13 protein-coding genes are annotated in these 13,514 nt (G+C 57.6%); 5 read left to right on the forward strand and 8 right to left on the reverse strand.

The features are described 5' to 3' along the window. The first annotated feature begins 50 nt into the window (after positions 1–50). Positions 51–776 (forward strand): UTRA domain-containing protein, encoded by a 726-nt coding sequence (locus JSY17_RS05030; protein WP_117185231.1) that lies wholly within the window; start codon positions 51–53, stop codon positions 774–776. 53 nt (positions 777–829) lie between these two features. Here the strand turns inward: JSY17_RS05030 and JSY17_RS05035 are convergent, their stop codons facing one another. The 6 genes from JSY17_RS05035 to minC form a co-directional block, all read right to left on the reverse strand. Then, entirely contained in the window at positions 830–1,171 is a 342-nt protein-coding gene (locus JSY17_RS05035; protein WP_201012268.1) for a hypothetical protein, read from the reverse strand. Between the two features lie 369 nt (positions 1,172–1,540). Continuing rightward, positions 1,541–2,830 (reverse strand): M18 family aminopeptidase, encoded by a 1,290-nt coding sequence (locus tag JSY17_RS05040; RefSeq protein ID WP_117182925.1) that lies wholly within the window; start codon positions 2,828–2,830, stop codon positions 1,541–1,543. 149 nt (positions 2,831–2,979) lie between these two features. Then, the gene (locus JSY17_RS05045) at positions 2,980–3,615 is read right to left on the reverse strand and encodes an RluA family pseudouridine synthase (RefSeq protein WP_117164164.1); all 636 of its coding nucleotides are present in this window, start codon (positions 3,613–3,615) and stop codon (positions 2,980–2,982) included. 90 nt (positions 3,616–3,705) lie between these two features. After that, positions 3,706–3,966, reverse strand: a complete 261-nt coding sequence (gene minE, locus JSY17_RS05050; RefSeq protein ID WP_025261136.1) for a cell division topological specificity factor MinE — start codon at positions 3,964–3,966, stop codon at positions 3,706–3,708. Then, positions 3,967–4,779, reverse strand: a complete 813-nt coding sequence (gene minD, locus JSY17_RS05055) for a septum site-determining protein MinD (protein WP_117164165.1) — start codon at positions 4,777–4,779, stop codon at positions 3,967–3,969. A gap of 230 nt (positions 4,780–5,009) precedes the next feature. Continuing rightward, positions 5,010–5,750, reverse strand: coding sequence for a septum site-determining protein MinC (gene minC / locus JSY17_RS05060; protein ID WP_117182924.1), 741 nt, complete (start codon positions 5,748–5,750; stop codon positions 5,010–5,012). Between the two features lie 121 nt (positions 5,751–5,871). On the opposite strand from minC, the gene JSY17_RS05065 reads away from it, so the two are divergent. After that, positions 5,872–6,804 carry a lipid A biosynthesis lauroyl acyltransferase gene (locus tag JSY17_RS05065; protein ID WP_122369596.1) on the forward strand — a complete coding sequence of 311 codons (933 nt, stop codon included), beginning with the start codon at positions 5,872–5,874 and terminating at the stop codon, positions 6,802–6,804. Between the two features lie 33 nt (positions 6,805–6,837). Continuing rightward, the gene (locus tag JSY17_RS05070) at positions 6,838–8,022 is read left to right on the forward strand and encodes a patatin-like phospholipase family protein (RefSeq protein ID WP_117185236.1); all 1,185 of its coding nucleotides are present in this window, start codon (positions 6,838–6,840) and stop codon (positions 8,020–8,022) included. Between the two features lie 63 nt (positions 8,023–8,085). Here JSY17_RS05070 and JSY17_RS05075 read toward each other — a convergent pair whose 3' ends face one another. Beyond that, entirely contained in the window at positions 8,086–8,940 is an 855-nt protein-coding gene (locus JSY17_RS05075; protein WP_117185237.1) for a pirin family protein, read from the reverse strand. A gap of 294 nt (positions 8,941–9,234) precedes the next feature. On the opposite strand from JSY17_RS05075, the gene JSY17_RS05080 reads away from it, so the two are divergent. Both JSY17_RS05080 and JSY17_RS05085 read left to right on the forward strand, forming a co-directional pair. Continuing rightward, entirely contained in the window at positions 9,235–9,603 is a 369-nt protein-coding gene (locus JSY17_RS05080; RefSeq protein ID WP_117185238.1) for a DUF805 domain-containing protein, read from the forward strand. Between the two features lie 232 nt (positions 9,604–9,835). Next, on the forward strand, positions 9,836–12,442 hold the full coding sequence (locus JSY17_RS05085) for an autotransporter family protein (RefSeq protein ID WP_206402100.1): 2,607 nt from the start codon (positions 9,836–9,838) through the stop codon (positions 12,440–12,442). Positions 12,443–12,588: 146 nt separating this feature from the next. Here JSY17_RS05085 and JSY17_RS05090 read toward each other — a convergent pair whose 3' ends face one another. After that, entirely contained in the window at positions 12,589–13,389 is an 801-nt protein-coding gene (locus JSY17_RS05090; RefSeq protein ID WP_206404920.1) for an alpha/beta hydrolase, read from the reverse strand. Between the last annotated feature and the right edge of the window lie 125 nt (positions 13,390–13,514).

Here is a 13,514-nt window from a genome sequence, read left to right on the forward strand (position 1 = left end):
CTCGAAGCGTGCCCTTTAATGGAGCTGGTCTAGTCCAGCCAGGTATCCTGATGCGCGAAGATGTACCACGAGCGGTAACGACCATTTGCAACGCTTTGCAGGAACAGATCGAGCACGGTTTGTTACCGTCAGGTAGCAAACTGCCTGCCGAGCGCAAGCTCAGTGAAGTATTTGATACGACCCGTATCACCCTGCGCGAAGCGCTGGTGCAACTGGAAGCCCAAGGGCTGATCTATCGCGAGGAACGTCGTGGCTGGTTCGTTTCGCCGCCGCGCCTGGCCTATGACCTGATCCGCCGTAGCCATTTTCATGCAATGGTTCAGGCTCAGGGGCGGGTGGCCGAAACCCAGGTCATTTCAGCAAGGTTGCAGCCGGCTTCGGCGAAAATCTGTGAAAAGCTTCAGTTGCCGGCACTTTCCAGCGTTATTCAGATCTGTCGTGCGCGGCGTATCGATCAGCGTCTGGTGTTGTATGTCGAGCATTACTTGAACCCGGAATACTTTCCCGGGATTCTCGATTGCGATTTCAGTCAGTCCCTGACCGAGCTGTATGCCAGTCGCTACGAGCTGAGCTACGGCAAGGTGCATTTCGAGATCGTGCCTACGGCGCTGCATGCCGATGCCTGCGCAGCGCTCAAGGTTTCAGTGGGCAGCCCCGGCCTGTGCATTGCCAGGGTCAACTATGACCAGCGCGGTCGCCTGATCGATTGCGACCTGGAATATTGGCGGCATGACGCGATTCATGTCAGTGCAGTGGCGGGGGATGTTCTGTCATAAGTAAGCGAATCGCCTCCCGGCGATGAGTTCCGGTAGGCGATTCACTTCAATAACTACGGGACGATATCAACTTCGACCCATTCGGATGCGCCGTTGTTTCTGACGTTGTAACGAACTTTCAGTTTTTTCCATCCTTCATGAATAAATGAAAAAGGGATCTTCAGCGTCAAGGGTTTTATTTGCCGTACCGTATGAAGTTGCGGAAAGGTAAGCTCCGCTCCCGCGGGTGTTCCTTCCCAGGGCGCAGATATCATGTCGCCTACCTGCATGCCCGGATATACCGGAACAACGATATCTACGCCGCTTCTACGGATCTGCGCGATGCTCAAGGCACCGTCGTTGTTCAGTTGAGGCAGAGATGGCGGCGGTAAATGCTGTCTTGTCTGTGTATTCATGATCAATTTCCTTATTTTTTTAATATCGATTTCCAACAGTGCATTAAGGAACAGGAGAGATTGCCGTATGGACTTTCTCTCTATTCACTCTCGGTTTTAATCAAGTTTCTACTTGATGTTTAAAGGCAGCGAATAGAAGTTTTTATTTGCTGTCAACTGCTTTTCAAAGGGCGTGTGACGCTGAATGCCTGACGCATTTTTGAAGGGAGTCGAATGAGCTGCTTGCCGTTTTTCGTGCGGCTTTTCAAGCGTTCCGAATCGACTATGCCGACCATCATGGTTCGCGGCAGGGGTTGGGCTGGCACCCTGATGTAAGACCGTTCGTGAATGAATCCGCTCGTTAGCGAACTCATTCACGAAGAAGGAAAGCTACGGCAGCTCGTGACTGGCGTAGAACGCACTCAGGACTTTGACCAGATGCGACAGGTCATGGCTGCCGGCCAGTTCGCGAATCGAATGCATGGCAAAGGTCGGCAAGCCGATATCCACCGTGCGAATGCCCAGATGGCTGGCTGTGATCGGGCCGATGGTCGAGCCGCAGGCCATGTCGCTGCGTACCACGAAGCTCTGTACCGGGACTTCTTCGGCCATGCACAGATGACGGAAGAAACCGGCGGTTTCGCTGTTGGTGGCGTAGCGCTGGTTGCTGTTGACCTTGATGACCGGTCCGGCATTGAGTTTGGGACCGTGGTTGGCGTCGTGCTTTTCGGCGTAGTTGGGGTGAACGCCATGGGCGTTGTCCGCCGAGATCAGCAGCGACTTCTGGATGGTGCGTACATAGTCTTCACCGTTGGGCAGCAGGCGCTGGATGATTTGCTCCAGCATCGGGCCGTCTGCACCGCAGGTCGACGAGGAGCCGACTTCTTCATGGTCTGTGCACACGAGCAGAGCGGTTTCATCGGTGTTGCTGTTGAGCAGTGCCTGCAAGCCGGCGAAGCATGACAGCAGATTGTCCAGGCGGGCACCGGCAATGAAGTCGCCATTGAGTCCGACCACGGCTGCGCTCTGGGTGTCGTAGAAGCTCAGCTCGTAATCGAGCACCACATCGGCGTTCAGGTCATGTTCACGGGCCAGTTGCTCGGTGAGCAGGGCGCGGAAGTCGGCGCGTTCGTCGCCGGCCACCTGGGCCAGGATCGGCGGCAGTTCGTTCTGGGCATTGATCGCCCAGCCTTCATTGGCAGTGCGATTGAGGTGGATGGCCAGGTTGGGAATGATCGCGATGGGCAGCCTGAAATCGATCAACTGGCTTTCGACCTTGCCATCGCGGCGGAAGGTCACGCGCCCGGCCAGCGACAGGTCGCGGTCGAACCATGGAGCCAGCAGCGCGCCGCCGTAGACTTCTACGCCCAGTTGCCAGAAGCCCTGACGCTGCAGCTCCGGTTGCGGTTTGACCCGCAGGCACGGGCTGTCGGTATGAGCGCCGACCATGCGGATGCCGCCGGTCAGCGGCGAATGGCGACCCATTCGGAAGGCGACGATGGAAGAGTCGTTGCGGGTGACGTAATAACGCCCGCCGGTTTCGATCGCCCAGGTTTCACGTTCGTCCAGACGCTGGAAACCGGCCGCTTCGAGATGATTTACAAGGGTTGCAGTGGCATGGAACGGGGTAGGGGAGGCCTTGAGAAAGTCGATCAGGCCTTTGTTCAGCTCTTCGCGCATAGGTAGCTCCAGACAGCAATGGCGCGAGTTTACCGTATTGGCCCCGGTCGTGCGTTTTCGCAAACTGCAGGAGCGAATTTATTCACGGAAATGCTTCATTCGCGAATAAATTCGTTTCTGCAGCAGACAGATTGGATAGGGGCGAACAATCAGAACGGTGCCGCACACTCGAACTTCAGCCGCTCGCCACTGACCGGGTGGGTGAAACTCAGCATGCTGGCATGCAGGCACAGGCGCGGATAGGCCGCCAATGCCTCGGGATGTGCGTACAAACCATCACCCAGCAGCGGATGCCCGATGGACAGCATATGCACCCGCAACTGGTGCGAGCGCCCTGTGATCGGGGTGAGTTCCACACGGCAGTGAGTGTCGTAGCGCTCGACGATCTTCCAGAAGGTCAGCGCATGTTTCCCGGACTCATGATCCACCACATGCCGGGGTTTGGTCGGCGGGTCGTAGCGCAGGGGCAGGTCGATGCTGCCGCTGTCCAGAGTCGGCTGACCCCAGCACAGGGCGGTGTAGGCCTTTTCGGTTTCGCGGTCATGGAACTGGCGTGACAGCTCGCGATGGGTATCGGCATCCCGGGCGAGCAGGATGATGCCGGAGGTTTCCCAGTCCAGTCGGTGCACGATTCGGGCTTCGGGGTAGCCGTTTTCCTGCAGGCGGGTAATCAGGCAGTCCTTGTTGTCGTCGGCACGACCGGGGACTGAAAGCAGTAATGTGGGTTTATCGATGACCAGAACAGCGGCGTCCTGGTGGATGATGCGGATGTTCGACAACGGCATGCAACGGCCTCGAAACGCTGGAAACGCCAACGGCGGTATGCGCGGCACCCGATGACAGGGCCGCCCATACCGCCGTGGACAACTGCCGGATCAGCGATCGGGCAGGGTGATGTTGAGTTCCAGGATCGAACAGCTGCCCTGGTTCTCCAGAGCGACCTGTACCTGGTCTGACTCGATGTTGACGTATTTGCGGATCACTTCCACCAGTTCTTTCTGCAGGGCAGGAAGATAGTCGGGCGTCGGTGTGCTCCGCTGGCCGCGTTCGTGCGCCACGATGATCTGTAGACGCTCTTTCGCTACCGAGGCCGTGCTTTCTTTTTTGCGGTCACGAAAGAAGTCAAAAATATTCATTTAGCGGCCTCCAAAAAGACGCTCGAACCATCCTTTCTTCTGCACATCGACGAAACGATGAGCAACGTCCTTGCCCAGCAAACGATCGACCGCATCGCTGTACGCCTGACCGGCGTCGCTCTGGTCGTCGAGAATGACCGGGATACCCTGGTTGGAAGCCTTCAGGACCGCCTGGGATTCCGGGATTACACCCAGCAGACGGATCGAGAGGATTTCTTCGACGTCTTCGACGCCGAGCATTTCACCCTTGGTGACGCGCTCCGGATTGTAGCGGGTCAGCAGCAGGTGTTCCTTGATCGGGTCTTCGTTGCGCTCTGCCCGGCGCGACTTGCTGGCCAGCAGGCCCAGCATGCGGTCCGAGTCACGTACCGAAGAGACTTCCGGGTTGGTCACGACGATCGCTTCATCGGCGAAGTACATGGCCAGGTGGGCACCCTTTTCGATACCGGCCGGCGAGTCGCAGATCACGAACTCGAAGTTTTCCTTGAGCTCGTCGAGAATCTTCTCGACGCCTTCTACGGTCAGGGCATCCTTGTCGCGGGTCTGGCTGGCAGCAAGCACATAGAGGTTTTCCAGGCGCTTGTCCTTGATCAGGGCTTGGGTAAGTGTCGCTTCGCCGTTGACGACGTTGACGAAGTCGTACACCACGCGGCGCTCGCAACCCATGATCAGGTCCAGGTTACGCAAGCCGACGTCGAAGTCGACGATCACTGTTTTATGGCCACGCAGAGCGAGGCCTGTGCCGATGGCGGCGCTGGTGGTGGTCTTGCCCACACCACCCTTGCCGGATGTAACCACGAGAATCTTGGCCAAGGTGTATCACCCCTAGAGGAAAAGGACAGTTAGTCCCTGAAGAGCATCCCTTGAAGCGACGTTAATCGAAGAATGACGGAAATCACGGAAGCTCGCCTTCAAAGATGGCTCTGGGCCACTACTTCGATGAGTGTAACCATCGAGAAACAGGTGTTTCTCCGGATTTCCTACAGCCTTTACTACGTTTTCGCGACGAATCAGAGATGCTTTGAAAATTGCGGCAGTATCCGTTAAAGACGAATGATGTTCAACACGTCGCCGGACAGGCTGACTTGTACGGGAGAGCCCCAGAGAGGATCCCTGCGCAAGTCTTCGGAAACCTTGTATTGCCCGGCGATTGAAATCAGTTCGGCGCCCAGTTGTTGGCAAAATATCCGTGCCTTGGTGTCGCCCTTGATGCCTGCCAGTGCCCTGCCGCGCATTGGGCCGTAAACATGGATGTTGCCATCGGCCAGAAGTTCCGCACCCGGGCTAACGGGGGCCACGATCACCAGGTCGCCGCCCTGGGCATAAATCTGCTGTCCGCCGCGTACTGGAGCGGTTATCACCCGCGTCGGCTTGATGGCCGGCTCCGGCGGTTTCTCGGGAATCTTTTTCGGCGCTTCTGCTTCGACAGGCTCCAGCACACGTTCGCGGGCACCGGAAGGCGGCAGTACGGGAAGATCGACGGCAATGGCTGCGGCAATGTCTTCGATGCGGCTGGCCCGGATCGCCAGAGTGCGCAGGCCATGTTGGCGGCAGACGCGCATCAGGCCGGGGAGGTCCACCGTGCCCTCATTGGGCGCGAGCTTGTCCAGTGCGAGGATCAGCGGGGTATTGCTGAAGAAGTTCGGGGCCTGGGCGACCTTGGCCGCCAATTGACGGTCCAGGGCATCGAGGTTGTTCCGGGCCAGCTCCATGACGGTGATGGCCAGCATGCTGCCTTTGAGCTGGAATACTGGGTCCGGGTTTTGCGATTCGATCTGGCTCATGGTCGGGATACACAACAGCTTGTCGCTAAAAGTGCCGAGACTTATAACGAGAACGCCCGCGAGCCGCAAGCCGGGTCGAACCGATGTAGAATGCGCAGCCTTTGTCCTGACGGAAGCTTAAATGGATCGCCCGCGTTTTAAAGCCAGTTTTCTTCACCCCCGTTTCTGGCCGCTATGGCTGGGGTTGGGGCTCTTGTGGCTGATTGTCCAGTTACCGTTCCGAGTGCTGCTGGTGATTGGTCGTCTGCTGGGCGCGGCGATGTATTGCGTGGCCACTGATCGAAAATATATTGCCTCGCGCAACCTTGAACTGTGTTTTCCGCATTTGTCCGGCGCTGAGCGCAAGCGCTTGCTCAAGGAAAACTTTGCTTCCACCGGCATCGCCTTCTTCGAGATGGCCATGAGCTGGTGGTGGTCAAAGCGCCGTCTGGCAAAGCTTGCCCGCATCGAAGGGCTGGAGCATTTGCAGCGTGCCCAGCAGAACGGCGAGGGCGTGATTCTCATGGCCCTGCACTTCACCACTCTTGAAGTCGGTGCAGCCTTGCTGGGCCAGCAGCACACCATCGATGGCATGTATCGCGAGCACAAGAACCCGTTGTTCGACTTTATCCAGCGTCGTGGCCGCGAGCGGCATAACCTCGATTCTCTGGCTGTCGAGCGCGAAGACGTGCGCGGCATGCTCAAGCTGCTGCGTGCCGGCCGGGCCATCTGGTATGCACCGGATCAGGACTACGGCGCCAAGCAGAGTGTGTTCGTGCCGTTGTTCGGCATTCAGGCCGCCACTGTCACGGCCACCAGCAAGTTCGCCAAGCTCGGACGTGCTCAGGTGGTGCCTTTCACCCAGCAACGTCTGGCCGATGGCAGTGGTTACAAACTGGTGATTCATCCGCCGCTGACGGATTTCCCCGGCCAGAGCGATGAAGAGGACTGTTTGCGCATCAATCAGTGGGTTGAAATTGCCATCACTGAATGTCCGGAGCAATATCTCTGGGCGCATCGACGTTTTAAAAGTCGACCTGAGGGTGAACCGAAGCTATACAAAAAACATAAATAAAAAGAAATGGTTGTTCACTGAGGTCCGTTGTAGATGCCAGATCGTGCAGTAGTGACAAATGCAGTGAACGAGAAAGAGTCGGTTACCGGGTTGATCCTGTCAGGAGGTGGCGCTCGCGCCGCCTATCAGGTCGGTGTACTGGCCGGGATTGCGGACCTTCTGCCAGCAGGCGCAGCCAACCCGTTTCCGGTGATCGTCGGCACGTCTGCCGGCGCTATCAATGCCGTGAAGCTGGCCAGTGGCGCGTTGCACTTTCGTATCGCCATCCGCCAGTTGACCGAGTTCTGGCAGGCGTTTCGCAGCCATCAGGTGCTGCGCAGCGACTGGCCCGGCGTGATTCGTCAGGCCGGACGTTTTTTCGGACGCAGCCTCACCGGCCTTGGACGTGACATCCCTGTCGCGTTGCTCAACAGTTCTCCCTTGCGCGAACTGCTCAACCAGCGGCTGGACCTCTCGGGCATCGATGCCGCCATCGACAGCAATCATCTGCGGGCCGTGGCGGTAACAGCCTTTGGCTACGAGTCCGGGCAGGCGGTGACCTTCTATCAGGGTGGCGGCACCATCGATCCCTGGTTGCGGCATCGACGCATCGGTCTGCCGACGCAATTGACCGTGGACCACCTGCTGGCCAGTTCGGCGATTCCTCTGCTGTTCGAGCCGGTCAAGATCGAGCATGAGTATTTCGGCGATGGTGCGGTGCGGCAGTCGGCGCCCATCAGCCCTGCGCTGCACCTGGGGGCCAACCGCGTGCTGGTGGTGGGTGTCAGCGGCAATCCGCGAGGCGTGCAGCCCAACAAGCAGATTCACAGGGCCACCAGCGGTATTCAGCCGAGCCTGGCGCAAATCAGTGGCCATATGCTCAACAGCACCTTCATCGACAACCTGGAAAGCGATATCGAACTGCTTGAGCGCCTGAACCTGATGAGCTCACTGCTGGCGGACGAGCGGGCCAGAAAGCAACCCGGCATGGCACCGGTCGATGTGCTGGTGATTTCCCCGAGCCAGCCACTGGACGAGATCGCCGCCCGGCACCGTCACGAACTGCCACCGGCACTGCGCACCTTCCTGCGTGGTCCGGGTGCGACCAAGACCAGCGGTGCCAGCGTCTTGAGCTATCTGCTGTTCGAGGCGGGCTATTGCAGCGAACTGATCGACCTTGGTCGTCGCGATGCCATGGCCCAGAAGGATGAGTTGAAACGCTTCCTGCGCTTGCCGTAGGCGCGGGTTCATTCGCGAGCGGATGCAATCTCGCAGATGAATCCGCTCCTACAGAGTGAACTGTCAGGCGGTCAACCGATCATCCCGGAAATCCCGCAGTGCCTGCTCGATCTCTTCGCGGGTATTCATCACGAACGGCCCGTATTGCACCACTGGCTCGCGCAAGGGTTTGCCGGCAATCAGCAGCACCCGGGCACCGCCTGCACTGCTGATATGCAATTCGCCTTCGTCGCCCAGACGCACCAGACGGCTGGCAGCAACGGTTTGCGGGCAGCCTCCCACTTCGATGGAACCCTCGTAGACATAGAGCAACGCCCGATGCCCGGTAGGGATTCGCGGGCTGATGCTGCGGTCTGCTGGCAGATGAAAGTCGAAATACTGCGGCTCGGTATCCGGGCGTTGGACGGCCCCATCCTGTTGAATCTGACCATCGTCGAACCGGCCTGCAATGACCACTACATCGACGCCGGCGGCGGTGGTCAGGCGCGGAATGTTTTCAGGCTGGATGTCCTGATAACTGGCGTCCATCAACTTGTTCTTGCCCGGCAGATTTAGCCACAACTGGAAGCCGCGCATCACGCCTTCCTCCTGCTCGGGCATTTCGCTGTGAATGATCCCGCGCGCTGCCGTCATCCACTGCACGCCACCGCTCTGCAACAGACCGACATTGCCCATGTGATCTTCATGACGCATGCGGCCTTCGAGCATATAGGTCACGGTTTCAAAGCCGCGATGCGGATGCGGCGGGAACCCGGCAATGTAGTCGTCCGGCTTGTCCGAACCGAACTCGTCGAGCATCAGGAACGGATCGAACTGCTCGACACCCTGGCCGCCAAATACCCGCGTCAGGCGCACACCGGCCCCGTCTGAAGTCGGTTGGCCAGCTTGTATCGATAACACTTTGCGAAACTGGGTCATGAAAAGGGCACTCATGTTCAGGTGAGAATGGCACCATCTTAGTGTGAATGCTTCGATTGATGGGTTTGATTTTTGCCGCACATATATCTGGTTTTTTGATGGTTAAGCCAGTCCTTAGGCTTTCGATGACGTCCGAAGAGCGGAGAATCTTGGCGCGTTGATTTTTCCTACGGATATTTCGGAGGGTGACTGCATCCCTATTTTTTTAAATCGATAGATTGGTCGCCGCTAGAGCGGCCGTGGTCAGTCATTGACCGGGGATGCCAATACAAGTCATCAAGAAGAGAAGCAGGGATGAATCATCTGTACAACGTGTTTGCAAAAACATTCGATTTCAGTGGCCGGGCGTCAAGGATGGAATTATTCGTCTTCGTCCTGATTTGTGCCGTGTTGTTCGCGGCGGCAGTGGCGATTGATCTCAGTAACGACGGGTTTGATCCGGGAGAAGGCATCGGGGGCGCGACCGCTCTCCTGCTCGTGGCCATGTTCATGACCAATCTCTCTTTGAGTGTCAGAAGGCTGCACGACATCAATCTCAGCGGCTGGTTCGTGCTGGTCGGCCTTATTCCAATCGTGGGTCCGCTGGCCCAGATATCCTTGCTGTTTTTGCCAGGCACCGAGGGTGTGAACGACTACGGTCCGGCACCTCATACCAAAGTTTGAAAGTGCCATGAAAAATGCCCGATCCGGTAACCTGGGTCGGGCATTTTTGATTGCCGCATTGTTGATGCTTTTGGCGTTCAGCCTTGTATCTGTCTTTTAAAGCTTTGTAACAAATTGCCGACAACGCCCCGTGCGACTCTGACTTGCCTGGCAATCGGAGCGCGATACGCATTCACGGTGGAATGCACGCCGGGCAGGGCTGCTGCTGAAAGAAATCGACGGACCACAGGCTTTGAATCGGAATTTTCAGAAAACGCTATTGGCACTGATCGTGGGTGCCTGTGCTTGCCAGGCTTTTGCGCTGGATTACGACGTCAGTCAGGGGCGTAATGCGCTGAACAATCAGACCTTGAGCGGCGGGGTCAACCTGACCGGTCAGGTTTTGCTGCAATCGTCCACGAATGAAAGCATCTTTCAGTTCAGGCGCTCTGCACTGAGCGGTTCGTTCATCAACGCCGCGGACATTACCGTCGATACGGGTGGCTTCGCTGTCCGGGCGCTGGAGTTCGGCGCAATGTTCGATCCTGTCACCGTTGGAATCAATAACGGTCCTGGTGGCGGTGGTTCGATTGATGGTGATCTGCGCAACGAGGGCTCTATCACGCTTCAAAGAGCCAACAGGGGCAGTGGCATCGATATCAGCAACATCAGTGTCACAGGCTCTATCGTCAATGCCGGCAAGATCCTGGTCGTTGAAGACAGCGTATCAAGCCTGTTCAACGGCGCAGAGGGCATTTACCTGCATGGCACACAAATCGCCGGTGACTTTATCAACTCGGGTTCCATTGAAGTGCACAGTGAGGATGCGGTTGGTCTGATCTTTGATTGGCATGGTTCTGCAATGTTGAGCGTGGGAGGGAAACTGCTTAACTCGGGTTCCATCCTGGCCGTGGGTGACAATTCCATAGGCATGGATCTGGAAGCCCCATCAGCGCCGCTGCACGTCGAAAACAGCGGTTCGATCATTGCCCGGGGTAATGCCTCCGAAGGCATAGCGTTGTGGGATGGCGCGCTCGATGTCCTGCATAACAGCGGTCGTATCAGTGCCTCCGGGGACAATGATGCGCACGCCATCATGGTTCAAGGTACCGATTTCACGACTACCAATGCTTCCGGTTCAAGAGGCATCGTAAACACCGGAACCATTACCTCTCAGGGCGATGCGATTGTGGTGACGAGAGATGCCTTGCCCGTCGGTTTTGAAATCAATCAGAGAGCAGGGCTGATCGCCAGTGATTTCGGCGCTGCCATCCGTGGTCGTAACCTGGCCACGCTGAACTGGTCCGGTGGCGAGATTCGTGGCGATCTGCTTGATATGGCCGCCGTGAATGTTCAGGGTGTGGCGACATTCAAGGGCGCGATCATCGACAGCAATGTCGTCGTGCAGCAAGGCGGTTCCCTGAATCTGGATCGTCCGGGCAGTTCCATCACCGGGAATCTGCAGCTTGCGAATCAGGGGGCACTGGATATGCGATTGTCCGATAGCGTCGTGAATACCACGCCCTATCTGACCGTTGCCGGTGCTGCGACTTTTGCACCCGGTTCGCGTATCACCCTGAGCGCCAACCCCGGTGATTTCACTCCTGTCGCCGAGGGTAAGACTTACGCCCTGCTGTCGGCTGCCAGTGTGCAGAACAGCGGCTTGAGCGTGAACAGCGCTTCCGCCTTGCTTGATGTTGCCAGCTACAGCGTCGATGCCGATGCTGTGTCTGCCGTGGTCAGGCTCAAATCCGACCAGCAGGTGAGTCAGGAGCTGGACAGCTCTGGTGGCGACCAGCGTACACAAGGTCTGATCAATCGCTTCAAGAACAACGTCATTGGCCAGCTCGACAGCAATGATCGGGTGTTCCAGTCGTTCGCCAATGCCAGCACTGCGCAGGAACTGGCTGAACTGGGCAAACGCCTGTCGCCCGACGTCAGTCGTGGCGGAGTGGATGCAGCCCTGGCCGGGCAGGGGGCCAGCAGATCGGCACTCGATACCCGGATGACGGGATTGCGCAGTGGCCTTTCTTCAGGTGATGAACTGTCCGATACCGGCGTATGGATGCAGGCATTGAACAGCAATATGGATCAGGACAGCCGCGGTGGTGTGGAAGGCTACTCGGCCAATGCCAGTGGCGTTGCAGTAGGCGTCGATGGTCGGTTCTCCTCGGGGGCGACCCTGGGCTTTGCCTACTCCTATGTGAATGCCAATGCGACCTCCGACATCGGCTACAAGACCGATGTCCAGGGTAATGCGCTGTCGCTGTATGGCAGTTGGGACCAGGGCAACTGGTTTGCCCAGGGCAGTGTTTCCTATGGGCGCAATGATAACGACAGTCGCCGCTATGTAGCTGGCACCCTGGCCAAGGGCAATTTCGACAGTGATGTCCTGAGCATCGGCACCCTGGCCGGCTATGGCTTGCGACTCAACGATCATGTGTTGCTGGAGCCGCGTGTTGCCGCACGGTATTCCAACGTACAGGTCGATGCCTATACCGAACACGGTTCGACTGCAGCGTTGCGCAACAGTGACCAGCGTTTTGAAACCGGGGAGGTTGGCGCCGGTTTGCGGGTTGCCAGCGAGGCTCCTTTGCTCGGCGGTACGCTGACGCCTGAACTGACTCTGATGGCGTATCACGACCTGATCGGTGACCGTATCAGCCAGACCTCGGCATTTGCTCAGGGTGGTTCGAGTTTCGTGGTCACGGGGGCCAAACCGGCTCGTGACAGTTACGAAGGTTCTGTGGGTGTGAGTTATGCCATCAGCGCACTGACACTGGGGACCAGCTACACCTATCATGGCCGTTCGGGCTACGACGCTGAAACCCTGATGTTCAAGGCGCGTTACGCGTTCTGATATTCGCGTTCTGGCGGGAGCAGGCAGCCTTTGCAGTGCTTGGAAGGCTGCTCTGCTCAATCCGGTCTAAGCGCTTAAGGTCATCAATCACTTTGTGGGAGGCAGCTTGCTGGCGACTTCAGTACACATGAAGTGACTGATCGGCATCAGTCTGATCGACACTGAATCGGGCGGGAAAGCATTCGCCCATCAATCGCCTCCATGAGCGTTGCATGGGAACCTGGCAGGCTGATGACTTCACTGCAGTCAGGCTGGGTTCTGGCGAGAAAACCTGTCAGCAGTACGGGCGGCACAACGGTATCGGTTGTTCCAATGAAGTGCCGTTGCGCAATCTGTTTGAGTCGCAGGCTGTTTGCCAACGGGTCCAGCGAACCTTTCAAAGGAGAAAGTCCATGCAGCGCGACCCAGCCATGAGGGTCGACATTTCCGGCGATGGTCTGGATCTGTGCAATGTCATCTCGCCCTTCTGCGATCAATAACGCGATCGCAGCCCCTCCCGAATAGCCGATCAACTCGATCGAAGAGGCGTTGTAGCGACTCTTCAATTGGTCGATCACGTCGTTGAACGCTTCAATGACGTTCTGGCTGAACCTGGCATCTGTCCACACCTCACTGCCACAAGCCGTGGACCTCACAAACTGGCAAGGTCTGGCAACGTATGCTCCGGCGTGACTCGGATCGATGGCCAGGCGGACCATTTCTGTTTGCCGTGGCGAAGGATCAAGGCTTGGCTGGCTGCCCGTTGCCCAGGCTCGGCCATCCCCTTCGATGAAAATGCTCAATCGGCCGCCCTTGGGCAGCGAGCGAGGCGTAACGATTTGCAGTGCAAAGGTGCGGGTTTCGAGCACGCTGGCTTCTGCGCCTCTGGCCTGAGCCCATGAATGGAGCTTTTCCTGCTGGCTGGCGCAGCCCGACAGGATCAGGCCAGCTACCAGAGCCATTATCATGATTGACTGCTGCATGAGGCTTCAACGCGGATGAAAAGGAGGTGATCCTGTACCTGAACCGATGCGATGTCGAGCCTGTACAAATGAAAAACGGCCAGCCCGATTACACCGGACTGGCCGTTTTC

It is taken from the genome of Pseudomonas capsici (assembly GCF_017165765.1).
Taxonomy (GTDB): Bacteria; Pseudomonadota; Gammaproteobacteria; order Pseudomonadales; family Pseudomonadaceae; genus Aquipseudomonas; species Aquipseudomonas capsici.

Excerpts from the sequence above, each read along its gene's own strand:
- JSY17_RS05045 (WP_117164164.1), bottom strand. The coding sequence starts at position 3,615 with ATGCCGTTGTCGAACATCCGCATCATCCACCAGGACGCCGCTGTTCTG.
- JSY17_RS05070 (WP_117185236.1), top strand. The coding sequence starts at position 6,838 with ATGCCAGATCGTGCAGTAGTGACAAATGCAGTGAACGAGAAAGAGTCG.
- JSY17_RS05035 (WP_201012268.1), bottom strand. The coding sequence starts at position 1,171 with ATGAATACACAGACAAGACAGCATTTACCGCCGCCATCTCTGCCTCAA.
- JSY17_RS05030 (WP_117185231.1), top strand. The coding sequence starts at position 51 with ATGCGCGAAGATGTACCACGAGCGGTAACGACCATTTGCAACGCTTTG.
- JSY17_RS05080 (WP_117185238.1), top strand. The coding sequence starts at position 9,235 with ATGAATCATCTGTACAACGTGTTTGCAAAAACATTCGATTTCAGTGGC.
- minE (WP_025261136.1), bottom strand. The coding sequence starts at position 3,966 with ATGAATATTTTTGACTTCTTTCGTGACCGCAAAAAAGAAAGCACGGCC.
- JSY17_RS05090 (WP_206404920.1), bottom strand. The coding sequence starts at position 13,389 with ATGATAATGGCTCTGGTAGCTGGCCTGATCCTGTCGGGCTGCGCCAGC.
- JSY17_RS05065 (WP_122369596.1), top strand. The coding sequence starts at position 5,872 with ATGGATCGCCCGCGTTTTAAAGCCAGTTTTCTTCACCCCCGTTTCTGG.
- JSY17_RS05075 (WP_117185237.1), bottom strand. The coding sequence starts at position 8,940 with ATGACCCAGTTTCGCAAAGTGTTATCGATACAAGCTGGCCAACCGACT.
- minC (WP_117182924.1), bottom strand. The coding sequence starts at position 5,750 with ATGAGCCAGATCGAATCGCAAAACCCGGACCCAGTATTCCAGCTCAAA.
- JSY17_RS05040 (WP_117182925.1), bottom strand. The coding sequence starts at position 2,830 with ATGCGCGAAGAGCTGAACAAAGGCCTGATCGACTTTCTCAAGGCCTCC.